The following is a 21,962-nucleotide window of genomic DNA, read 5'->3' as shown; positions in this document are numbered from 1 at the left end:
CAGGCAGTCGTCGCAGAGTCGGACCGGTCATTCTACGCCGCATGGCATCATGGGGCATGACAGTTCCGGAAACGCTGCATCGCATCCCGCGCCACCCGTACCGCTGGCTGCCCTGGGCGCTGGCCTCGCAGGCGCTGGTGGCGGCGCTGTGGTGGGCGTATGGCTGGCAGGTCGGCCTGCCGGCGCTGCTGCTGTCGCACGCGGCGCTGGTGCTGCCGGTGTTCCTGCCGCGGGCGCGGCTGTATGCGCCGGTGCTGGACCGCCTGCCCGGCAACGCGCCGCGGGTGTGGCTGACCATCGACGACGGCCCCTCCGACGACACCGCGGCAATCCTGGACCTGCTCGACCGCCACCAGGCCAAGGCCACCTTCTTCCTGGTCGGCGCCCGCGCCGCCGCGCGCCCGCAGCTGGTGCGCGAGATCCTGCGCCGCGGCCACGGCATCGGCAACCACAGCCAGCACCATCCGCAGGCGTGGTTCTGGGCGCTGGGGCCGCGGCGCATGGCCCGGGAAATCGGCCAGGCGCAGCAGACCCTGGCCGCGATCGCCGGCACCGCACCGCGCTGGTACCGCTCGGTGGTGGGCATGACCAATCCCTTCGTCGCCGCACCGTTGCGCCGGCATGGCCTCACCCGGGTGGCCTGGAGTGCGCGCGGCTTCGATGGCGTGCGTTGCGATCCCGCGATCACCGTCGCGCGCATCGCCCGCGACCTGCGCCCCGGCGCCATCGTGCTGCTGCACGAGGGCGCGGCGCATGGGCACAACCCGGCGATCGTGGAGGGCGTGTTGCAGGCGTTGCAGGCGCGCGGGCTGCAGGCGGTGCTGCCGGACTGAAACGGATGTGCGTCGTGGGGCCGGGGTATGGCGTCATGCACGGCACGCGCCGATCGGTTCGCTCGGCGCCTGAATCAGCCCGGCCGCGTCATGCCGTAGGCCATCAGCGCCGCCATCGCACCGAGGGTGAGCAGGGCGCACAACAGGCCGAGGATGCCGTACTGCTTGCTGCGGCCAGGCTGCAGGCAGTTGCCGATGCCCAGCGCGATGGCGCAGACCTGCGCGATGGCGGTGAACAGGGCCAGCAGGCCGAGCAGCAGCGACATCGGCGCGTGCGGGCCAGCGGCGAATGTCGGGATCACGAAGAAGGTGTTGAGCAACAGCGCCGCGAGCAGCAAGAACGCGCTGAGCAGGCTGGTCGCCAGGGACGCGATGCCCAGGCCGGAGCGTGGCCGTGGCGCGGGTGTGGTCATGCGCGGCCATCCGGGTGCGGGTCGGCGCAGCCGACTCGGCCGCTGCGTAAGCGCCTGTCTTGCACCCGCCTCAACGCGGCTCCGCCACGATCAGCCAGTTGTTGAACGGCGTGTTGCCGTACAACGGCGCGAAGCTGGCGCGCAGGCCGGCGGCGTCGAGCTGGGCCTGCAGGCTGTCGCGGGTGGGGTAGGCCTTGGGCAACTCCTGCATCCAGCCGGCCAGGTGCGCGAGCACGTCGGTGATGCGGCTGGTGCGGCCGCGGCCGCTGGCATCGCCCAGGCCGCTGCGGATCACCAGCTTGGCGCCCGGGGTGAGCATGCGCGCCACGCTGCGGATCAGGTTGGACTGCATGTCGCGGTCCAGGTACTGCAGCACGTCCAGGATCGCGACGCTGCCGTGGTGCTCGGGCCAGGACTGGCCCAGGTCGACCACCGCGAAATGCGTGTCCTGCAGCCCGTTGCGCGCGGCGATGGCGCTGGCGCGGCGGATCTTGGCCGCGTCGATGTCCACGCCGTGGTAGCGCTGGCGCTGGCCGTCGGCGCGCAGCGCGTGCGCGAGCAGGCCCAGCCCGCAGCCCAGGTCCAGCACCGGCGCGTCGGTGCCGCGCAGGGCGGCGAGCACGCCGGGATACAGCGGGTCGGTGCGCAGCTTGGTGCGCGTGTAGTAGTAATCGTAGCGGTTGCCCAGCGGATGCGTGGGCAGGAAGGCGCGGGCGATGGCCAGGGCCTGCGGGCGGGTCATGGGCTGGGTGGTGCTGGCGTCGCGCAATGTCGGTCCTTGGCAGCGGGCGTACGCCAGCTAGGCTAACGCATCGCGTGCCGCCGGCAACAGCACGGCGGTCCAGCGCGCATACATCGCCGCCGACGGATGCAGCCCGTCGGCGGCCAGCATCGCCGGATCGCCGCCGCCGTCGCGGCTGCAGCCGGTGATGTCGACGAAACGCACCGCGCGCGCGGCGCAGCAGGCCTGCGCGGCGGCGTTGAAGGCGTCGATCTGCACGGCGATGCGTGGCGGGTCGTGTGCGGGCGGCTGTGCGAAGGCGGTCACGCCCCAGTCCGGAATCGACACCGCCAGCACCCGCTGCGGCCGCGCGTCGGCGAAGCCGATCGCGCGCTGCAACAGGGCATCGAACTGCGCGCGGTAGTCGTCGAGCGGGTAACCGCGGTACTGGTTGTTGACGCCGATCAGCAGCGTCACCAGGTCGAACGGTCCCTGCGGGGCCGCCGCGTCGATGCCGGCATCCAGTTCGTCGGTGGTCCAGCCGGTGGTGGCGACGATCTGCGGATCGGCCAGCGCGATGCCGTCGCGGCGCAACGCCGCCGCCAGCTGCATCGGCCAGCGTCCGTCGGCGTCCACGCCTTCGCCGATGCTGTAGGAATCGCCCAGCGCGAGGTAGCGCAGCGGCGGGTGGTGCAGGGGCGCTGAAATGGATGCGCTCATCGCACCGCGACCGTTGGGCCGTGGTGGCTCATGCGCTCAGCCGCGCCGACCGGCACGCTTTGCCCATTCCCCATTCCCCATTCCCCATTCCCCATTCCCCATTCCCCATTCCCCATTCCCCATTCCCCATTCCCGATTCCCCACTCACCGCCCCACAGCCGCACGCGGCTTCAGCGGCACCACCTTGGTGGCGTCCTCGGCGCGACGCGCCAGGACGCGGTCGATGCGCGCGAACACCTCGCGCATCGTCGCCGCCTCCGGCAGCAGGGTGACGCGGAAATGGTGTCGGTAGGGCACGTTGAAGCTGGAGCCTGGCACCACCAGCACGCCTTCCTGTTCCATCAGCTCCAGGGCGAAGGCGTGGTCGTCGAAGCCGCGCGCGGCGGCGCCGACCACCGCCGGGAACGCGTACAGCGCGCCGGCCGGCTGCACCAGCGACAGGTGCTCGCTGGCGGCGCAGGCCTCGAGCACCGCGCGGCGCGTTTCGTACAGGCGTCCACCCGGGGCGCACAGCGGCGAAATCGTGTCCGGGCCGTTGACCGCGGCGTCGATCGCGAACTGGCCGGGGACGTTGGCGCACAGGCGCAGCGCGCCGAGCAGGTCCATGGCGTTGCGGAAATCGCCGACGCGCTCGGCATCGCCGGACAGCAGCGCCCAGCCCACGCGCCAGCCGCAGGCGCGGTGCACCTTGCTCAGGCCGCCGAAGCTGATGCACGGATGCGCGCCGGCCAGTGGCGCCACCGACACGAATTCCGCGTCGTCGTACAGCACCTGGTCGTAGATCTCGTCGACCATCAGCAGCAGGTTGTGCTTGACCGCGATGGCGACGATCTTCTCCAGCAGCGCGCGCGAGTAGCTGGCGCCGCTGGGGTTGTTCGGGTTGATCAGCACGATGGCGCGGGTGCGCGAGGACACCAGCGTCTCGATCTCCACCGGATCGGGCTGGAAGCCGTTCTCTGGCGCGCAGCGGTAGTACACCGGGCGGCCGTCGTTGAGGATGGTGGCGGCCGACCACAGCGGGTAGTCGGGCGAGGGCACCAGCACTTCATCGCCGGGGTTGAGCAGCGCGCGCAGCGACAGGTCGATCAGCTCGCTGACGCCGTTGCCGACGAAGATGCGGTCCGGGTGCGCGTCCGGATGCTGGCGCCGGGCGTAGGCCGCGGCGATCGCCTCGCGCGCCTCCGGCAGGCCCTGCTGGTGGGTGTAGGGATCGGTGCGGCCCATGTCGTCGGCGATCGCACGCTGCAGGTGCTCGGGCGCACGGAAGCCGAACGCGCCGGGATTGCCGATGTTGAGCTTGATCAGCTTGCGTCCCTGGGCCTCCAGCTCGCGGGCTCGCCGTGCCAGTTCGCCGCGGATCTCGTAGCGGACTTCGGACAGGCGTTCGCGGATCGCGAGCGGCTTGATCGGCAGGGTGGGCATCGCATTGGCCGGTGGGGCGTGGGACCTGCATGGTAGCGGAAATGTGACACCGCGGCGGGGCGGGGGCGCCACGGTGGCGGGACGTCCATGGCGGTTGGCCTCCGCGCTCGACACTGCGATGGGCGCGGCGAGCGGTGCCAGGCATGCCCGCACGTCGCCCCGCGGCCGGACTGCACTCACCTCAGGGCATGGCGCAGCCTCTAGAATCCGCGCATGACCTCTTCTCCGATCGACTTCGACGCGTTGCGCCCCATCGGCTGGCCCTGGCCCGGAATGCCCGAGGAGCCGGCCTGGCGCGCGCTGTTCGAGACGCATCCGCAGGCGCGGCCGGCGCGGGTGGTGGAGCAGCACCGCACCGGCTACGTGGTGGCCGACGCGGTGGATACCGGGTTCAAGGTCGAGTCGCTGCCGGACTGGCAGCGGCCGCGCTTTCCCAGCCACGAACGCGCCGCGGTCGGTGACTGGGTGCTGCTGGAGGACACGCGCATCGTCGCCTTGCTGCCGCGGCGCACCGCGATCAAGCGCGGCGCCGCCGGCGAGCACTACCACCAGCAGGTGATCGCGGCCAACATCGATACGGTGTTCATCGTCTGCGGCCTGGATGCGGACTTCAATCCGCGGCGGATCGAGCGCTATCTGCTGCTGGTGGGCGGCGGCGGGGCGGCGCCGGTGGTGGTGCTGACCAAGGCCGACCTCACCGAGTACGCCGACGACGCGCTGGCGGTGCTGGAGGAACTGGCGGCGCAGTCGATCCCGCTGTTGACGGTCAATGCCCGCGAGGCCGACAGCGTCGCCGCGCTGCGGCCGTGGCTGGAGCCGGGGCAGACCGCGGTGCTGGTCGGCTCGTCCGGTGCCGGCAAGTCCACTCTCACCAACACCTTGCTGGGCGTGCAGAAGATGCGCACCGCGGCGGTGCGCGCCACCGATTCGCGCGGCCGCCACACCACCACCCATCGCGCGCTGCTGCCGCTGCCGTCCGGCGCCTGCCTGATCGACACCCCGGGCATGCGCGAACTCAAGCCCACCGGCGAGGAGGATCTGGCCGAGGGCGCCTTCGCCGACATCGAGGCGCTGGCGGCGCAGTGCCGCTTCAACGATTGCGCGCACCTGGCCGAACCGGGCTGCGCGGTGCAGGCGGCGATCGAGCGTGGCGAGATCGATGCCGCGCGCCTGGCCAACTACCTGAAGCTGCGCGAGGAAGTGGCCGGCGCCGCCGGCAAGCTGGCGCAGCGCCAGGCGCAGAACGCGGCCGCCGGCCGCAGCGGCAAGCCCGGCGGCGGCAAGCCGGGCGGCAAGCGCCCGCCGCCCCGCACCCTGCGCCGCTGACGCCGGCCGTGGCCAAGCGCGCGCTGCCGGCCGAGATCCGCCACCACGCCGCGCTCGATGCGCGGCTGGTCAAGGCAGTGCGCGGCATCCGCCTGCTGGCCCTGGCCAGTTGGCCGGTGGCGTTGCAGGCGCCGTTCCTGGAGAGCGTGGCGCGCGGGCATCCGCAACTGCCGCGGGTGGACTACCCCAGGCTGGATTTCGCCGACACCCGTCGCGAGCTGGCGGCGATCGCCGAGGCCGCCGATCCGGCACATCCGCTCGGCGCCTACCTGCAGGCCTCGGTGCACAGCTGGGATCTGGCCGCGGCCCTGCTGGAAGCGCTCGGCACGCCGGCGGTGGGCACGTATTCGGCGCAACTGTTCGGGGTGCCGGACGACCCGATGCCCGGCCACGGACCCACCACCCGCGAGGCGGCCGGCCATTTCATCCGCATCGCCCAGGAGCTGGACCGCGAGTTGTTCTCGGCCGAGGAGCAGGTGCCGGTGTCGGCCACCGCGTTGCGCCTGCTGCTGCAGCGCGACCTGGACGAATTCTTCGGCGCGCGGGTGATCACGGTGGAACTGGATCCGGATCTGCTGGCCAAGGCCGCCGCCGGCGCGCAGCGCATCCGCCTGCGCTCCGGCGCGCACTTCAGCGACTACGACCGCGCGCAACTGTTCCACCACGAGGCGCTGGTGCATTCGCTGACCGCGCTCAACGGCCGGCAACAGGCGCAGTTGCCGAGCCTGGCGCTGTCCTCGCCGCGCACTACCGCCACCCAGGAAGGCCTGGCGACCTTCGCCGAGCAGATCACCGGCAGCATCGACATCGAGCGGATGAAACGGATCAGCCTGCGCATCGAGGCGATCGCGCTGGCCCGCGACGGCGCCGACTTCATCGAGGTGTTCCGCTACTTCGACGCAGCGGGGCAATCGCCGGCGGAAAGCTTCTCCTCGGCGCAGCGCGTGTTCCGCGGCGTGCCCACCAGCGGCGGGGCCGCGTTCACCAAGGACACCGTGTACCTGCGCGGGCTGGTGTCGGTGCACACGTTCTTCCGCCAGGCGTTGCAGCGCGACCGCCTGCCGCTGTGCCGCTGGCTGTTCGCCGGCAAGATGGCGCTGGAGGACGTGGCCGCGTTCGCGCCGCTGTTCGAGTCCGGCGTGCTGGCGCCGCCGCGCTGGCTGCCGACCTGGGTGGCGCGCGCCAGCGGCCTGGCCGGGATGCTGGCGTTCTCGCTGTTCGCCAACCGGATTCGCATGGATCAGGTGGAGTAGGGGCGCTCCAGAAAGGAAGGAGCTGCGCTGCAGGAGGTGGGCGGCATTCGCGGCGACCAGCCGCGTGGACGATCGAAAGCGTCGAATGCGACTGCACTGTTCCTGTGGCTATCGCAACCTCGCATTGCGGGCTGCCGGCCGTTTGGCTTTTTGAAGAAGCGAAAGGAAGCCCGCGGATTTTCTAACGAAAAGAAGCCCGCGGATTTTCTGTGGCAAGAAAGAGGGTTCACTCGTGTCCGTCTTGCTTGCAGAAAGAAGAATCAGGTACTTATGCTGGGTCGCACATTTATCGCCGATAAGGGGGCTTGCGTGTCTATGACGGAAGGCAAGGGTGGGAACGTGGGAGCGGCTGGCGTCATCGCGCAGTTGCGCAGGCAGAATCGCATTCTGAAGATCTTTTCGGCTGTGGCGCTTGCCTGTCCTTTGACGCTGATGCTGATGGGTGCCCGAAGCGCTGGCAGCAAGCAGGTCTTTTCCGAGATCGATGTCAAGCGCATCACTATCGTCAACGAGGACGGCTCCAGGTCCATGGTGTTGGCCGCCCGCGGTTTGCTGCCCGATCCGGTGATGGGTGGGAAGGTGATGAAAACCGAGAGGAGCAACATGCCGGGAATGCTCTTCTATAACGGCGTGGGCGACGAGGTTGGCGGGCTCATCTATGACGGCAGTATCGGCAAAGATGGAAAACCCAGCGGCGGGGTGCATCTTTCGATGGATCGGTTCGGCGGAGATCAGCAAATCGCCCTGCATCACTACGAGGAGGGCGGCTTCATGGAAACCGGCCTTTCCGTGTTCGATCGCGGACTCGCCAAGCAGTACGAAGGGCTGTATGAAAAGTATCTGGCGGCCCCGAATGGGCCGGAGAAGGATGCGCTGTTGAAACAGTGGAAGGACGCGGGCGGCGAGCAGACGCAGAGGCTCTTTGTCGGGCGTACTCGCGGAAAATCGTCTGCGGTGATTCTCGCGGACGAGTCCGGAAATCCCAGGATCATCATGTCCGTCACGCCCGGCGGAAAGGCATCGCTGGATTTCATTGATGACAAGGGTGACGTCATCCAGAGTCTTCCGGAAAATCCCGTCGTGAAGAAGTAATTGCACGCTCAAGAGTCGCTATCGAACAAGACAAGGCTGGCCGATAGGGACGATGCGGAGGGGTGTGTGTCATGGTCGGGCTTTCCTTGCATCGATCATGTCCGGCGTGGATGTTCTTCGACGGCGGAAGGCGCGGCCGAAGAATACTTTTCGGCGTTCGACGCCCTCCAGATCGAGCCGGCGGCCCTGCTGATCCAGCGGTGGGGTGGGGGGCTGCCGCGGCCGTCGCGATTGCATCGCCGACTGCGGTACAGGTCGTGAATCTACTGGATCGGCTGTGTAGCTCTACGGACCATGCCGGGTTCGATGCGTGGTGGCGCTCGTACTGAGCGCACCATCGCCCGCATCGCGCCGACGCTGCGCGCCGTGCGGCTCACCTGGATCCAAGCCTGGAGCGTAGCGCTGGCGCCAACCCTCACCGGTATCCGAGTGCTGGCATCGGCGGCCGATGGCCGATTCGTGCTGGGCCAGGTCGTGTTTCACGCACCGGTCATATCGCTCGTACGCGCTGGTCGACCCGCGGTGGCAGGTCGATAGGGTGGCATCGTAGCGGGTGACATCGACGGGCTTTCGATATCGGGCGCTTGCTGAACGGTGCCGCGTGACGCTCACCCGCCGCGAATGTGCGGCTGCCGATACTGCGGCGCCCGGCCTATCCCCGTATGACCATTTCCCCTCACGAGGAGACCCGCATGAAGATCCTGATGGTACTGACGTCGCACGACCAGCTGGGCGATACCGGCAAAAAGACCGGCTTCTGGCTGGAAGAATTCGCCGCGCCGTACTACACGTTCAAGGATGCCGGCGCCGAACTCACCCTGGCCTCGCCAAAGGGCGGGCAACCGCCGCTGGACCCGAAGAGCGATGCGCCGGATGCGCAGACCGCGGCCACTCATCGCTTCAAGGGCGATCCGGCAGCGCAGCAGCAGCTGGCGAGCACGCAGACCTTGGCGTCGGTGCGCATGGACGACTACGACGCGCTGTTCTATCCGGGCGGCCATGGACCGCTGTGGGATCTGGCCGAAGACCGCGACTCCATTGCGCTGATCGAAGCGTTCGCACGCGCCGACAAGCCGATCGGCTTCGTTTGCCATGCACCGGGTGTGCTGCGCCGGGTGACCGCGGCCGATGGCACGCCGCTGGTGAAGGGCCGCCGCGTCACCGGTTTCACCAACGGCGAGGAAGCCGCGGTCGGCCTGACCGAGGTGGTGCCGTTCCTGGTCGAGGACGAACTGCAGCGCCTGGGCGGCCAGTACAGCAAGGTCGCCGACTGGGGCGTGCACGTGGTCGAGGACGGCCGTTTGGTCACCGGGCAGAACCCTGCCTCGTCCGAGGCGGCGGCCGATGCGTTGCTGGGAATGCTGCGCGGGAAGTGAGCGCTCACCGAGCGCGATGATGGCAAGGCCGACTTGCCATCACGGCGTAAGGGGCGCTTCGGTTCCTGGTGATGGCGCAGCGCTTGAAGGTCGCGTTGATAGCCCGCCTTGTCGTGCTCCACTAGACGCACCCGTGCTCCGTGATCCGTAGGAGCGGCTTCAGCCGCGACGGGCGTTCCCACTGATGCCGGTCGCGGCTGAAGCCGCTCCTACAAGGCCTAGATGTGCCGCTGCGGGCCAGCCAGGGTGCGCGCCTGTGGGAGGGACTTCAGTCCCGACTGCACGCACTCGCAAGCGCAGATGCAACGCAGCGGCGCTGATCGGCGCCGCTGCTGTTTTCGGCTCAGCCGTGCCGCCACCAGCGCAGACCGTACGCAGGCAGGATGCCATCCCACTGCATCAGCGTTGCTGGATCCTTGCCGCCATCGGCGATGGCGTGCCAGTCGCCTGCTCCAAGCGCATCGGCGACATCGACCGCAATCGGCTGCGCACTGAAGTTGTACACCGCCACGAACGTCTCGCCACGCGCTAGGCCGAGCAGGGCGGGATCGCCCAGCGGGAACGCGCGCAGCGGCTGGTCGGCGGCCAGCGCCGCGGTGGTGGCACGTGCGGCGATCAACCCGCGCAGGCGGGTGTAGACCTGGCCGGGCAAGCTGTCGGTGTCGTGGCGCTGCGCCGCGCGTGCCCAGTCCATGACGGGGCGATGCAGCCAACGGCCCTCGTGCTGGCGTAACGGGTCGTGGCGATAGTCCTGGTCGTTGCCCAGCGCCAGTTCGTCGCCCATGTACAGCAGCGGGATGCCCGGCATCGCCAGCGCCACCGCGTACAGCAGCAGCAGGCGGCGCACGCCCAGTTCCAGCGCGTCGGCGTCGTGCGCGTCCAGCGCCGCAGCGATGCCAACCAGCGCCGCGCTCATGCCGTTGCTGCCGTGCACGCCGTCGCCGCTGCTCTGGAAGGCTTCGCCACGCGCGTAGCTGTCGGGTGTGCGGCCGGCATAGAACTGGGCGATGCGCGCCAGCGCGAACGGGGCGACGCCATCGCCGCCGGCGGCTTCGCGCTGCAGCACGTTCCAGCCGATGTCGTCGTGGCAGCGCACGTAGCTGAGCCAGCCGCAGGCCGGCGGCAAGGCAGGGGTGTGGGCGATCGCGGCCTGCACGATGTCGCCGCGCTGCTCGGCCAGTGCCACCCAGCCGGCCGCCATCAGTGTGCTGTGGTAGGCCAGGTGGCATTCGTGGCCGCGCGCGGCGCCTTCGCCGAAGTAGGGCGGCAACTGCGCCATCGGCACGATCGCCTCGGCCTTCAGCAGTACCGCCGGGGCCAGGATGTCGGTGAGCGCGCGCAGCGCCTGCAGGATCGTGTGCGCCTCCGGCTGGTTCATGCAGTCGGTGCCCGGGCGCTTCCACAGGTAGGCGGTGGAATCCAGGCGGAACACCTCCACGCCCAGGTTGGCCAGGTGCAGCAGCGCCAGCGCCATTTCGCCGAACACCGCCGGATTGCTCCAGTCCAGATCCCACTGGTAGGGATAGAACGTGGTCCACAGCCAGGCGTCGGTTTCCTGCACCCAGGTGAAGTTGCCCGGGGCGGTGTGCGGGAACACCTGGCCCAGGGTCCGCTCGTAAGCGTCCACCGCGTCGCGGTCGCGAAAGTGGTGGTAGTAGTCCAGATACTGCGTATCGCCACGCTTCGCCGCCAGCGCCCAGGGGTGGTCGTCAGCGGTGTGGTTGAGCACGAAGTCGGCGCACAGACTGATGCCGGCCGCGCGCAGGCGTGCGGTCAGTGCCGCCAGATCGGCGGTGTCGCCGAGGCGCGGCTCGACCTGGCCGTAGTCGCTGACCGCGAAGCCGCCGTCGTTGTCGCCCGCGCGGGCGCGCAGGAACGGCAGCAGGTGCAGGTAGCGCACGCCCAGTTCCTGCAGGTAGGGCACGCGCTCGCCAACGCCGTTCAAGGTGCCGGCGAAGCGGTCGACATAGGCGCTGTAGCCGAGCATCGCCGGGGTGGCGAACCAGTCGGGCGCGCGCCCGGCATCGAGCTGGCGCAGCGCCGGCGACCGCGCGTTGGCGGTGGCTGCCAGTTGCGTCAGCCAGTGCGGCAACCATTGCGCGAAGGCCGGATGCGCGCCGTACAGCGCATGCAATGGGGCCAGCAAACGTTCGCCGTGGCGCTGCAGGCGCGGCAGCACTGCGTCGGCGGCGTCCGGTTGCAGATGCGCCTGCCACAGGGTGTGGGCGAGCGCGGACAGTGCGGAAGGAGCGGGTGCGGTCATGGGGGGCTTGGCCGCGCCCCGGGCGGGGCGCGGATGTGCGGTCCTCGTCAGAAGTCGTAACGCAGGCTGATGCTGGAGGTGCGGCCCGGGATCGAGCGCGCGCGGATCACGCCGGAGGACGCATTGGCGATCGACGCTTCCTCCGCTTCGGTCAGGCCGAAGGTGTTGAACAGGTTGTTGACGTTGAGCGAAACGGTCAGCGCATCGGTGATGCGGTAGTCGCCGAACAGGTTGACCTGGGTGTAGCCAGGCATCTTCAGCTGGTTGCTGTCCTGGGTGTAGGCCGAACTGGTGCCGATCGCATTGACCCCGATCTGGTAGCGCTCGCCCCGGTAGCTCGGCGTCAGCTGCCAGACGAAGCGTGCCTGCCGACGCGGGGTGTTGCCGGCGTTGGCCGGGGTGATCTGGTCCTTGTCGATGGTGGCGTCGGTCCAGGTCAGGCCGCCGTTGAGGGTGAAGCCGCCGGTGCGGTACGCGGCTTCCAGTTCCAGGCCGTGCGCCTTGTAGGTGCGGTCGAAGAAGCGCTGGGTGGTGGCTTCGTAGTTCTGCTCCTGGGTGCGCGCGGCGAAGGCGGTGGCGAACAGGCTCAGTCCGCCGCTGCGCCACTTCAGGCCGCCTTCCAGTTGCTTGACCACGTTCACTGCTTCGTTGGAGGACACCGAGCCGTCATCGCGGACCACGCCGAACAGCAGGCGGTCGGCGTTGGCGCGCGCGCCGCGGCTGTAGCGTGCGAACGCGGCCAGGTCGTCGTTGAGCATGTAGTTGCCGCCGAACGAATACGACAGATAGTTCCAGTCGTAGCGCACCGGCTTGGGGTTGGCATAGTCGATGGTCGCCACGCTTTGCTCCGGCGCTTCGATCACGCCGTCGCCGTTCACGTCGACATTGCTGGCCAGCACGCCGCCGGCGGTGTTGCCGCGCGCGCGGCCCATGTCGTAGCGCAGGCTGCCGTCCACGCTCAGCGGGCCCTGGTCCCAACTCAGCGCCAGGTACGGTGCGTTGATGTCGTAGCGCACGTCGTAGTGACGGGTGACGTCCAGGCCCCAGTACGGCACGCCGTAGGCGTACAGGCCATCCTGCGACAGCAGGCCGCCGCCGGCGTCGACCACGTTCAGCAGCCGCGGGCGGTGCGCCAGCGATTGCACGTAGGAGTTCCAGGTCCAGTCAACGTCGATGGTCTGGCGCGAGGTGTACCAGCCGGCCTTGAGGTTGAGCGTGCCGCCGCTGGTGGCCGCGAAGTCGCGTGCCAGGCTGAGGTCGTTGACCGCGTTGCCCAGGTCGTTGAGGTGCACGTTGAACAGATGCGTGCGCAGTGCCAGACCGCTGTAGGTCTGGCCGGCGTTCGGGCCGTCGACGTAGCGCAGGCTGGCGCCGGCGCCGCCGATGCTCGCCGCCAGCGCGCTTGCATCGGCCACCTGCGCCGGGAACGGCGAGACGAAGCGGCCGGAGGTGTCGGCGATACGGAACTTGTCGGTCAGGGTCCAGCCGCCGCCGATGTCTAACTGCGCCTCGGCGCCGAACGCACGCGACAGCGGATGCATGCCGTCGCCCAGTTCCACCCGCGAGGGCTTGTTGCCGCCATCGAGGGTGGCGCTGCTGCGGAAGTACGGGCTGTACAGCGTGTCGGTGCCCGGATCGAAACCGTCGATGCTGCCGAAGTGCGGCGACCCATCGTTGCCGCTGACCCGCGTGGGCACCGGCAGGTAGCCGGCGGCGCGGTCGTTGAGGTACTTGGCGTAGACGCGCACGTAGCCGTTGTCGAACAGCCGGGTCAGGTTGGCCTTGAGCTGACCGCCCTTGTCGGTGGTGTAGCCGGCGTCGCGCACGCCGTCGCCGCGCCGGTAGAAACCGCCGACGTTGAACTGCCAGTGTTCGGCGAACGGTGCGCCGTAGTCGAAGTCCAGGCGGGTGTTGTCGTAGCCGCCCAGGCCGCGGGTGAGGCCGACGCTGCCGCCGGCGGTGTCGCCGGTCTTGCTGATGAAGTTGATGATGCCGCCGGGCGAGTTGCTGGCGAAGGTGGAGGCCGAGCCGCCGCGGATCGCTTCGATGCGCTCCAGGCTGTAGTCGGCGCGCAGGAAGATGTCGGCGTTGCCGAAGGCGATGTCGCCGAACTCCAGCACCGGCAGGCCGTCTTCCTGCAACTGCAGGAACTTGGCGCCGCCGGAGGCGACCGGCAGGCCGCGCACGGCGATGTTGGCGTTGCCTTCGCCGCCGGTGGATTCGGAACGGATGCCGGGAATGTTGCGGAAGATCTCGGCGGTGCTGCGCGGCGCCGACTGCTCGATCGCCTCGGCGCCGACCGTGCTGACCGAGACGCTGGATTTGAGCTTGCTCTTGGGCGTGGCGGTGCCGGTGACGAACACCGAGTCCAGGCTGACCACGTCGCCCTGCGCCGCCGGGGCGTCGGCAGCGGCGGGCGTGGCCTGTTGCGCGAGCGCCGCCGGTGCGGACAGCGCCGCGGCGACGGCCAGGGCCAGGGTCTGCAGGCGGATCGAAGGGTGATGCATCGCTGTCTCTCCCGAAGCGAGTGGTGCAGTGAGTGGCGGCGCGTCGCTGCCTGAACGGGCAGGGCGCGGCGCATGCGGTGGGTGCGGCGGCGTACAGATACGGCTGTCCGCAATCGATTGCAATTTGCAGTGCAGCAAAGCCGCCCGTGGCGCTTGCGCAAACCTTTCCGATGAGAGATCGAGGCATTCTGCATGGTGCAACGCAGCGTTACAAACGATTGCAGGCACAGCGACACTCCGCTCCGCCGCTGCGGCACGCCTCCCGCGTGTCCGACCCGTCCAGGCCGATGCCGATGCTCATGCGTACCGATCGTCCCCTGCTTCCGCTCTCGCGCGTGCTGGCGCTCAACGCCGGTTTCTTCGGCGTGCAGTACAGCTTCGGGCTGCAGCAGAGCAACATGAGCCCGATCTACAACTACCTGGGTGCCGACCACGCCAATCTGCCGTACCTGTGGCTGGCCGGCCCGATCACCGGGCTGGTGCTGCAGCCGGTGGTCGGCGTGCTCAGCGACCGCACGGTGACGCGCTGGGGCCGACGCATGCCGTACATGGTGGTGGGCGCGCTGGTCTGCAGCCTGTGCCTGCTGACCATGCCGTTCAGCGTGGCGCTGTGGATGGCGGTGGCGCTGCTGTGGATGCTGGATGCGGCCAACAACGTGGCGATGGAGCCGTACCGCGCGCTGGTCAGCGACGTGCTGGCGCCGCCGCAGCGGCCGCTGGGCTACCTGACCCAGAGCGCGTTCACCGGCCTCGGCCAGACCCTGGCCTACGTGACCCCGCCATTGCTGGTGTGGCTGGGCATGAACCAGGACGCGGCCAACGCACACCACATTCCCTACGTCACCATCGCCGCGTTCGCGATCGGCGCGGGCTTTTCCGCCGCCTCGATCCTGCTCACCGCGCGCAGCGTGCGCGAGCCGGTGCTGCCGGCAGTGGAACTGCAACGCTTGCGCAGCGCCCCGGTCGGGCCGCTGGCGACGCTGCGCGAGATCGTCGATGCCGTGCGGCAGATGCCGCCGACGATGCGGCAGATGGCGCCGGTGATGCTGTTCCAGTGGTATGCGATGTTCTGCTACTGGCAGTACATCGTGCTGTCGCTGTCGACCACCCTGTTCGGCACCACGGCGGCCGATTCGCACGGCTTCCGCGAGGCCGGCCTGGTCAACGGCCAGATCGGCGGCTTCTACAACTTCGTCGCCTTCCTGGCCGCATTCGCGATGGTGCCGGTGGCGCGGCGGTTCGGCCCCAAGGCGACCCACGCCGCCTGCCTGGTCGCCGCCGGCGTCGGCATGTGCGTGCTGCCGTCGATCCACGACCGCTGGCTGTTGCTGCTGCCGATGATCGGCATCGGCCTGGCCTGGGCCAGCATGATGGGCAATCCCTACCTGATGCTGGCCAACAGCATCCCGCCCGAGCGCACCGGCGTGTACATGGGTCTGTTCAACCTGTTCATCGTGCTGCCGATGCTGATCCAGATCGTGACCCTGCCGCTGTACTACGACCGCCTGCTGCAGGGCGACCCGCGCAACGTGATCCGCCTGGCCGGCGCGCTGATGCTGGCGGCGGCGGTGGCGATGGTGTTGGTGAAGCGTCGGGAATGGGGAACCGGGAATGGGGAATTGGAAAAGCGCGGCACGGCGCACTGAAGCGCCGCTGCAGCGTCGATCTCCGCTCTCGCACGTCTCGGTCCATTCCGTTGCGTGAACGCCGCCGGCCTGGCGACGTGTCGCTCATGCCGCCGGCGCCACGCCGACCCGGTTGTCAGGGCCCTTCTTCGCGCGGTACATCGCCCCGTCGGCGTGCACCAGCAGGCTGTGGGCGTCGTCGCCGTGATCGGGATAGAGCGCCACGCCGATGCTGGGCGACATGCGCAGGGGGTGGCCGTCCAGGTCGAATGCCTCGCCGAAGACGGCCTGGATCCTGTCGGCCGTTGCCGTGGCATGGTCGGCCGAGTGGCAGTCTTCGATCAGCACCACGAATTCGTCTCCGCCCAGCCGGGCGACCGTATCCGATGCCTGGACGCAGTCGAGCAGGCGCCGCGCCACGCGCTGCAGCAGCAGATCGCCGATCGCGTGGCCCAGGGTATCGTTCACGTCCTTGAAGCGATCCAGGTCGATGAACAACAGCGACAGCCGTCTGCGCGCGCGCCTGGCCTGCACCAGGGCGGTCTCGAGCCGGTCCAGGAACAGCTGGCGATTGGGGAGCTGGGTCAGATGGTCGTACTGGGCCATGTGCTGCAGGCGTTCCAGCGTCTGCTTGCGCTCGACGGCGGCTGCCACCTGGGTGGACACGAACTGCAGCAGCGCCTGGTCCTTGTCGGTGTAGCGCGACTGCTCGGAGTAGCCGAGCAGCACCAGCACGCCGAGAACGCCCTTCGGCGTCTGCAGCGGGACGCCCAGCCACGAATGGGGCTGCGGTGCGAGCGCGGGTTGCTCCAGTGCAGCCGATGCCGGCGTGATGGGGGCGTAGGGTACGCGCAGGAGCGTGCAGCCGGTGCGGATCACCTCGGCGTGCAGCGGCGCCTCGGCCAGCGGCAAGCTGGGCGGGGCAGTGTGGTGCTCATCGGCATGGTACGGAAACCGCAGCACCTGCGACGACGCGTCGTACAGCGCCACGGAAAAATTGGCGGCAGGCAGCAGCCCACCGATGATCTGGTGGATGCGGCTGCACAGCGATTGCAGCGTCTGCTCGGTATGCGCCGCCTCCGAGATGCCGTAGAGCGCCGCCTGCAACGCCTCGGTCGACTTGCGTTCGGTGATGTCGTGCGCCACGGCCAGGCGCATGCTGTAGTCGGCGACCCAGCGTGCGGTCCAGCGGATGTGCGCGATGCGCCCGTCCTTGCGGATGTAGCGGTTCTCGAAGTGGAGCTGCAGTTCGCCCTCGGTGATGCTGTCCGCCTGCGCGCGGGTGGCCGGCAGGTCGTCGGGATGCACCATGTCCAGCATGCGCTTGCCCACCACCTCCTGCGGCGTATAGCCGAAGATGCGCTCGAAGGCGGGGCTGACGAACACGATGGTGCTGTCCGGTTCGACGACGCAGACCGCATCGAGCAGCAGGTCCACGATGTTCAGGGGCGAAATGCGTTGCATGCGGCACGAGTCGTCGGGGCCTGGTGACCCATTGTGCCGCGGTGTCGCGATTTGCGCTGCCAGGGCGGAGAAGGTTTCGGGAGGCGATGCAGCTGGGGTTCGGGTGCGCTGGAGGACGCGCTCCGTATCAATCGGCCCTGGTGCGCGTCCTTGCCGCGTTCGCGATGGTCCTATCTCCCCTCACGCCGATTCCCGCACCACCAGACTCACCGGCATCTCCACCGAGTCCACCGGGGTGCCGGCGATCAGGTTCAGGACGCCGGCCACCAGCAGGGTGGCGGCCTGGGCCAGATCCTGGCGCACGGTGGTCAACGGCGGCTGGCTGTAGGCGGCCAGGGGGATGTCGTCGAAGCCGATCAGGGCGATGTCCTGCGGCACCCGGTGGCCGGCTTCGATCAGGGCGCGGATCGCGCCCAGGGCGATCACGTCGGAGGCGGCGAACACCGCATCCGGCGGGTCGGTCTTCTTCAGCATCGCGCGGGTCAGACGGTAGGCGTCCTCGCTGAGGAAGTGGCTGCGTGCGTGCAGCCGCGGGTCGAACGCCAGGCCGTGCGCGTCGAGCATGCGCCGGTAGCCGGCGAAGCGCGGCGCCACTTCCGGCAACTGCTCGTCGCCGAGGAAGGCGATGCGCCGGCGGCCGTGCTCGATCAGGTGTGCGGTGGCCAGTTCGCCGCCGCGCAGGTTGTCGCTGCCGACACTGGCATAGGCCTGGCCGTCGATGCGGCTGCCCCACACCAGCATCGGCAGGCCGCCGCGCGCGGCCGCATCGAGCGACGCATGCTCATGGCTCTGGCCGAGCATGATCACGCCGTCGGCGCGGCTGTTGCGCGCCAGGTCCTCGACCCAGTGGTCCTGGTGCTGGTCCAGCTTGGACAGCAGCATGCTGTAGCCGCGCGCGGTCAGCGCGTCGGCCAGCAGCGCCAGCATGGTCATCATGAACGGGTCCGACAGCGGCTGCTCGTGCGCGTGCATCAGCGGCACCGCCACGCAGACGATGTTGGAGCGGCGCGAGCGCAGGCTGCGCGCCACCGGATCGACCCGGTAGCCGGCATCGCGGGCGAGTTGCTTGATGTAGGCGCGGGTGCGCTCGGCGACCACCGGGTTGTCGGCGAGCGCGCGCGATACCGTGGATTCGGAAACGCCGGCCATGCGCGCGATGTCGGCCATCTGCAGGCGCGCGGCGGGCGCGCCGGATTCGGGTTTGTCGGACATGCGGAGCGGGCGCGACGAATGAAGCGGAACCGGCAGTGTATGCCAGGCGCGCGTCGCGGCGCTGCGTGCGCGGCCGCAGCAGAGACGCTAGGCCATGTGCAAGCCGCCGTTGACCGCGTAGTCGGCGCCGGTGACGTAGGCGGCCTCGTCCGAGGCCAGCCAGGCGCACAACGCGGCCACTTCCTCGGGCTTGCCGAGCCGGCGCAGCGGCACCGAGCTGGCCAGGCGGTCGAGCACGTCCGGCGGGAAGCCGCTGATCGCCGCGCTGGCGATGTAGCCGGGCGAGACGGTGTTGACGGTGACCCCGCGCGAGGCCACTTCCTGCGCCAGCGCGCGGCTGAAACCCTGCATCGCCGCCTTGGCGGTGGCGTAGTTGATCTGCCCGATCTGGCCCTTCTGCGCGCTGACCGCGCCGATGTTGACGATGCGGCCCCAGCCGCGCGCGGTCATGCCGTCCACCACCTGCTTGGTGATGTTGAACAGCGCATGCAGGTTGCTGGCGATCACCGCCTGCCAGTCCTCGCGGCCCATCTGCCGGAACAGCATGTCGCGGCTGCCGCCGGCGTTGTTGACCAGCACGTCGATCTCGCCGACCTCGGCCTTGACCTTGGCGAACGCGGCCACCGTCGAATCCCAGTCGGTGGCGTTGCCCTCGGAGGCGATGAAGTCGAAGCCGAGCTCGCGCTGCTCGCGCAGCCACGCCGACTTACGCGGCGAGTCCGGCCCGCAGCCGGCGACCACGGTGTGGCCGTTGCGCGCCAGCTTCTGGCAGATCGCGGTACCGATGCTGCCCATGCCGCTGGTGACGTAGGCGATTCTGAGGGTCACGGTTTAACTCCTTCGGAGTTGGGAATGGGGAGTGGGGAATCGGGAATGGTGGGAAGCGGGGCCGCTTTTGCGATTCCCGATTCTCGATTCCCCATTCCCGGCAGCGCTCAGGCGGCCAACGGATACAGCGCGAACAACAAGCTGCCGCCCATCAACACCAACGACACCAGCACCGCCCACTTCAGGGTGAAGCGCTGGTGGTCGGCGAAGTCGACCTTGGCCAGGCCGACCAGCAGGTAGGTGGAGGGCACCAGCGGGCTGAGCAGGTGCACCGGTTGCCCGGCCAGCGAGGCGCGGGCCATTTCCACCGGGGTGATGCCGTAGTGGCTGGCGGCGTCGGACAGGATCGGCAGCACGCCGAAGTAGAAGGCGTCGTTGGACATGAAGAAGGTGAAGGGCATGCTCGCCAGTGCGGTGATCACCGCCAGGTATGGGCCCCACGCGTCGGGGATCACCGCCAGGAAGCTGCGCGACATCGCCTCGACCATGCCGGTGTTGGAGAGGATGCCGGTGAACACGCCGGCGGCGAAGATCAGCGACACCACCGACAGCACGTTGCCGGCATGGTTGACCAGGCGGCGACGCTGCTCGGCCAGGTTCGGGTAGTTGATCAGCAGCGCCAGCGCGAAGCCGATCATGAACAGCACCGGCATCGGCAGCACGCCGATCACCAGCGCCGCCATCAGCGCCAGGGTCAGCGCCAGGTTCACCCACAGCAGCCGCGGCCGCTTGATGTCCTCGGCGTCTTCCACGGTGGGCAGCGCCTCGCCGTCGTCGGCCACGCTGCCGTCCATCCAGGCATCGCCGGGCAGCGTCACCACGCCGAGGCGGCGCCGCTCCTTCATGCCCAGGTACCAGGCCAGCACCAGGATGCCGGCGATCGCCAGCGCCATCGCCGGCACCAGCGGCACGAACACGTCGGCCGGGTCCACGTGCAGGGCGGTGGCGGCGCGCGCGGTCGGGCCGCCCCACGGTGTCAGGTTCATCACGCCGCCGGCGAGGATGGTCACGCAGGTCATGTTCAGCGCGTTCATGCCCAGGCGGCGGTACAGCGGCAGCATCGCCGAGACGGTGATCATGTAGGTGGTGGAGCCGTCGCCGTCGAGCGAGATCAGCAGCGCCAGCACCGCTGTGCCGACCACGATCTTCATCGGGTCGCCCTTGACCAGGCGCAGGATGCGCCGCACCAGCGGGTCGAACAGGCCGGCGTCGATCATCACCCCGAAGTACAGGATCGCGAACATCAGCATGACGCCGGTGGGCGCGATCTTCTTGATCCCCTCCAGCATCATCTCGTTGATGCCGGTGCCGAAGCCGCCGGCCAGCGCGAACACGATCGGTACGATGATCAGCGCGACCAGCGGCGACAGCCGCTTGCTCATGATCAGGTACATGAAGGTAATGACCATTCCGAAACCGAGCGCGGTCAGCATGGAAGTTCCTCAGGGTGGTGCATGAAAGAAAATGGACCCCGCGTCAGGGATCAGAAAAGAGGCCGACCAGACGTCACATCGCGCGATCCCGCCGTTGCGAATCCCCAATCCCCATTCCCCAATCCCGGCTCTCAGAAGTCATATTGGAAACGCCCGGTGATGGCCCGCGTATGGTCCAGCGTCACGCCGGCCAGGTGGTCGCGGTTGCGGCTGTCGATCAGGTTGAGCATCAGCCGCAGATTCGGCTTGATGTACCAGTTGCCGGCCAGCGTCCACGACGCGGTGGAGGCGTCGAGCAGGTCGGGCTGCCCGTCGCGGTGCTGCTCGCCCCACATGCGGTCGTAGCGCAATGCCAGTTCGAAGGCACCGTACGTGTGGTTGACCTGCTTGATGCGGGTGAAGCGGCCGGTCTTGCTGTCGTAGCGGCGCGATTCGCCGGTGGCGAACCAGCTGACGAAACCATAGGCCGCCATCACGTCGGCACGCTGCGCGCCGTCGTCGAACAACCCGCCGCTGAATTCGCCCTGCCACGACAGCGGCCCGCGCACCTGCGCGTATTCCAGCGACCACTTGTCCACATTGGTATCGCGACCGTCGGCGAAGCGCGCCAGGGTGATGCGGCTGTCGTCGGACAGGTGCCCGGCCGGGCGCGGACGGATGCTCAGCGCCGGCGCGCCGCCGGCGCCGGGATGGTCGTAGTGCTCGTGCGCCAGCGACAGGCCCAGGTGCAGCACGTCGCCGTCGCGCGCGCCCGGCGCCCAGGTGCCGCGGCCGCCGAACGCATGGCCGCGGGTGTTGGAGACGTCGATGCTCTGCAGGCTGTAGACGCTGGCGGCCCAGGTGTAGTCGGTGCCCGCGGCCTGCCACGACACCGCCTTGCGGTACAGCGGCGCCAGCGTGCTGGCCGCGCCGCTGCGCTCCAGGAACTGGCCGAAGTTGGAGCCGGTGCGGTCGTCGAGCGTGAAGTACTGCTTGAACTGGCCCACGGTGAGGGTGCCGGCGCCGAACTTGCGGGTGAGGTAGACGTCCTTGGCCTCGATGCCCTTGCCGTTGAAGTCGTCCTGCAGCCCGGCGAAATCGCCTTCGACCTTGTAGCCGAATCCGAAGAACTTGCCGGACACATCCAGCCACAGCCGGCGGATCTCGGTGTCGTCGGGATTGGGCGTACCGCGATGGTCGTTGTCGAAGTGGGCGAAATCCCAGTGCAGGCGGCCGCCGAGCTCGGCGGTCACCGGGCCATCGTCGTCGGTGGCGGCACGCGCCGATCCGGCCAGGCACAGCAACGCGCAGGCGCTGCCCCATGTCAGAGTCTTCAGTTCCACGTCCCCTCCCAGGTGCGTGTCGCAGCGATTGGATCGGTCCGCCAGCAACGGCCGCGGACCGGCATGGACGCAGCCTAGTCGGGCGTAGCTGTCAACGACCTGTCGGCGGTAGGGAATCGGGAATCGAGAATGGGGAATCGAAAAAGCACGTT

17 protein-coding genes are annotated in these 21,962 nt (G+C 69.1%); 6 read left to right on the top strand and 11 right to left on the bottom strand.

Features of this window, described 5'->3' with window-relative positions; genetic code table 11:
- Nucleotides 1–41 precede the first annotated feature (41 nt).
- Nucleotides 42–833 (top strand): polysaccharide deacetylase family protein, encoded by a 792-nt coding sequence (locus tag PG878_RS16225; RefSeq protein ID WP_209030800.1) that lies wholly within the window; start codon nucleotides 42–44, stop codon nucleotides 831–833.
- A gap of 74 nt (nucleotides 834–907) precedes the next feature.
- Here PG878_RS16225 and PG878_RS16220 read toward each other — a convergent pair whose 3' ends face one another.
- From PG878_RS16220 to PG878_RS16205, 4 genes are all read right to left on the bottom strand, one after another.
- A complete protein-coding gene (locus PG878_RS16220; protein ID WP_209030801.1) occupies nucleotides 908–1,246 on the bottom strand; it encodes a hypothetical protein in 339 nt (112 codons plus the stop codon).
- 70 nt (nucleotides 1,247–1,316) lie between these two features.
- A complete protein-coding gene (locus PG878_RS16215) occupies nucleotides 1,317–1,988 on the bottom strand; it encodes a methyltransferase domain-containing protein (RefSeq protein WP_209030804.1) in 672 nt (223 codons plus the stop codon).
- 57 nt (nucleotides 1,989–2,045) lie between these two features.
- The gene (locus PG878_RS16210) at nucleotides 2,046–2,687 is read right to left on the bottom strand and encodes an SGNH/GDSL hydrolase family protein (protein ID WP_209030805.1); all 642 of its coding nucleotides are present in this window, start codon (nucleotides 2,685–2,687) and stop codon (nucleotides 2,046–2,048) included.
- Between the two features lie 144 nt (nucleotides 2,688–2,831).
- Nucleotides 2,832–4,109: a pyridoxal phosphate-dependent aminotransferase gene (locus PG878_RS16205; RefSeq protein ID WP_017910899.1), complete on the bottom strand. Its 1,278-nt coding sequence runs from the start codon at nucleotides 4,107–4,109 to the stop codon at nucleotides 2,832–2,834.
- 213 nt (nucleotides 4,110–4,322) lie between these two features.
- Between PG878_RS16205 and rsgA the strand changes: the two genes are divergently transcribed.
- The 4 genes from rsgA (at nucleotide 4,323) to PG878_RS16185 (ending at nucleotide 9,156) form a co-directional block, all read left to right on the top strand.
- On the top strand, nucleotides 4,323–5,435 hold the full coding sequence (gene rsgA, locus PG878_RS16200; protein ID WP_209030806.1) for a ribosome small subunit-dependent GTPase A: 1,113 nt from the start codon (nucleotides 4,323–4,325) through the stop codon (nucleotides 5,433–5,435).
- Between the two features lie 8 nt (nucleotides 5,436–5,443).
- Nucleotides 5,444–6,688, top strand: coding sequence for a flavohemoglobin expression-modulating QEGLA motif protein (locus tag PG878_RS16195; protein ID WP_209030807.1), 1,245 nt, complete (start codon nucleotides 5,444–5,446; stop codon nucleotides 6,686–6,688).
- Between the two features lie 36 nt (nucleotides 6,689–6,724).
- Complete coding sequence (locus PG878_RS16190; protein ID WP_209030808.1) at nucleotides 6,725–7,780, top strand: hypothetical protein; 1,056 nt, start codon at nucleotides 6,725–6,727, stop codon at nucleotides 7,778–7,780.
- Between the two features lie 692 nt (nucleotides 7,781–8,472).
- Nucleotides 8,473–9,156 (top strand): type 1 glutamine amidotransferase domain-containing protein, encoded by a 684-nt coding sequence (locus PG878_RS16185; RefSeq protein ID WP_209030809.1) that lies wholly within the window; start codon nucleotides 8,473–8,475, stop codon nucleotides 9,154–9,156.
- Between the two features lie 343 nt (nucleotides 9,157–9,499).
- Here the strand turns inward: PG878_RS16185 and PG878_RS16180 are convergent, their stop codons facing one another.
- Both PG878_RS16180 and PG878_RS16175 read right to left on the bottom strand, forming a co-directional pair.
- Nucleotides 9,500–11,419 (bottom strand): alpha-amylase family glycosyl hydrolase, encoded by a 1,920-nt coding sequence (locus PG878_RS16180; protein ID WP_209030810.1) that lies wholly within the window; start codon nucleotides 11,417–11,419, stop codon nucleotides 9,500–9,502.
- A gap of 47 nt (nucleotides 11,420–11,466) precedes the next feature.
- Nucleotides 11,467–13,926: a TonB-dependent receptor domain-containing protein gene (locus tag PG878_RS16175; RefSeq protein ID WP_209030811.1), complete on the bottom strand. Its 2,460-nt coding sequence runs from the start codon at nucleotides 13,924–13,926 to the stop codon at nucleotides 11,467–11,469.
- Between the two features lie 299 nt (nucleotides 13,927–14,225).
- Here PG878_RS16175 and PG878_RS16170 point away from each other — a divergent pair, with 299 nt between their 5' ends.
- The gene (locus PG878_RS16170) at nucleotides 14,226–15,572 is read left to right on the top strand and encodes an MFS transporter (RefSeq protein WP_209031072.1); all 1,347 of its coding nucleotides are present in this window, start codon (nucleotides 14,226–14,228) and stop codon (nucleotides 15,570–15,572) included.
- Nucleotides 15,573–15,656: 84 nt separating this feature from the next.
- Here the strand turns inward: PG878_RS16170 and PG878_RS16165 are convergent, their stop codons facing one another.
- The 5 genes from PG878_RS16165 to PG878_RS16145 all read right to left on the bottom strand — a co-directional run bounded on the left by PG878_RS16165 (nucleotide 15,657) and on the right by PG878_RS16145 (nucleotide 21,810).
- Nucleotides 15,657–17,015, bottom strand: coding sequence for a sensor domain-containing protein (locus PG878_RS16165; protein WP_209030812.1), 1,359 nt, complete (start codon nucleotides 17,013–17,015; stop codon nucleotides 15,657–15,659).
- A gap of 180 nt (nucleotides 17,016–17,195) precedes the next feature.
- The gene (locus PG878_RS16160; RefSeq protein WP_209030814.1) at nucleotides 17,196–18,227 is read right to left on the bottom strand and encodes a LacI family DNA-binding transcriptional regulator; all 1,032 of its coding nucleotides are present in this window, start codon (nucleotides 18,225–18,227) and stop codon (nucleotides 17,196–17,198) included.
- 87 nt (nucleotides 18,228–18,314) lie between these two features.
- Nucleotides 18,315–19,055, bottom strand: a complete 741-nt coding sequence (phbB, locus tag PG878_RS16155) for an acetoacetyl-CoA reductase (protein WP_010344527.1) — start codon at nucleotides 19,053–19,055, stop codon at nucleotides 18,315–18,317.
- A gap of 107 nt (nucleotides 19,056–19,162) precedes the next feature.
- On the bottom strand, nucleotides 19,163–20,488 hold the full coding sequence (locus PG878_RS16150; protein WP_209030816.1) for a CitMHS family transporter: 1,326 nt from the start codon (nucleotides 20,486–20,488) through the stop codon (nucleotides 19,163–19,165).
- Nucleotides 20,489–20,619: 131 nt separating this feature from the next.
- Entirely contained in the window at nucleotides 20,620–21,810 is a 1,191-nt protein-coding gene (locus tag PG878_RS16145) for an OprO/OprP family phosphate-selective porin (protein ID WP_209030817.1), read from the bottom strand.
- Nucleotides 21,811–21,962: the final 152 nt, after the last annotated feature.

Source organism: Xanthomonas hawaiiensis (assembly GCF_031834635.1).
Taxonomy (GTDB): domain Bacteria; phylum Pseudomonadota; class Gammaproteobacteria; order Xanthomonadales; family Xanthomonadaceae; genus Xanthomonas_A; species Xanthomonas_A sacchari.
This window is presented reverse-complemented; position numbering and strand designations above follow the sequence as displayed.

What these genes read in the sequence shown, in the direction of transcription:
- PG878_RS16220 (WP_209030801.1), bottom strand. Translation starts at nt 1,246, where the DNA reads ATGACCACACCCGCGCCACGGCCACGCTCCGGCCTGGGCATCGCGTCC.
- PG878_RS16205 (WP_017910899.1), bottom strand. Translation starts at nt 4,109, where the DNA reads ATGCCCACCCTGCCGATCAAGCCGCTCGCGATCCGCGAACGCCTGTCC.
- PG878_RS16225 (WP_209030800.1), top strand. Translation starts at nt 42, where the DNA reads ATGGCATCATGGGGCATGACAGTTCCGGAAACGCTGCATCGCATCCCG.
- rsgA (WP_209030806.1), top strand. Translation starts at nt 4,323, where the DNA reads ATGACCTCTTCTCCGATCGACTTCGACGCGTTGCGCCCCATCGGCTGG.
- PG878_RS16165 (WP_209030812.1), bottom strand. Translation starts at nt 17,015, where the DNA reads ATGCAACGCATTTCGCCCCTGAACATCGTGGACCTGCTGCTCGATGCG.
- PG878_RS16180 (WP_209030810.1), bottom strand. Translation starts at nt 11,419, where the DNA reads ATGACCGCACCCGCTCCTTCCGCACTGTCCGCGCTCGCCCACACCCTG.
- PG878_RS16175 (WP_209030811.1), bottom strand. Translation starts at nt 13,926, where the DNA reads ATGCATCACCCTTCGATCCGCCTGCAGACCCTGGCCCTGGCCGTCGCC.
- PG878_RS16170 (WP_209031072.1), top strand. Translation starts at nt 14,226, where the DNA reads ATGCGTACCGATCGTCCCCTGCTTCCGCTCTCGCGCGTGCTGGCGCTC.
- PG878_RS16150 (WP_209030816.1), bottom strand. Translation starts at nt 20,488, where the DNA reads ATGCTGACCGCGCTCGGTTTCGGAATGGTCATTACCTTCATGTACCTG.
- PG878_RS16185 (WP_209030809.1), top strand. Translation starts at nt 8,473, where the DNA reads ATGAAGATCCTGATGGTACTGACGTCGCACGACCAGCTGGGCGATACC.
- PG878_RS16160 (WP_209030814.1), bottom strand. Translation starts at nt 18,227, where the DNA reads ATGTCCGACAAACCCGAATCCGGCGCGCCCGCCGCGCGCCTGCAGATG.
- PG878_RS16210 (WP_209030805.1), bottom strand. Translation starts at nt 2,687, where the DNA reads ATGAGCGCATCCATTTCAGCGCCCCTGCACCACCCGCCGCTGCGCTAC.
- PG878_RS16215 (WP_209030804.1), bottom strand. Translation starts at nt 1,988, where the DNA reads ATGACCCGCCCGCAGGCCCTGGCCATCGCCCGCGCCTTCCTGCCCACG.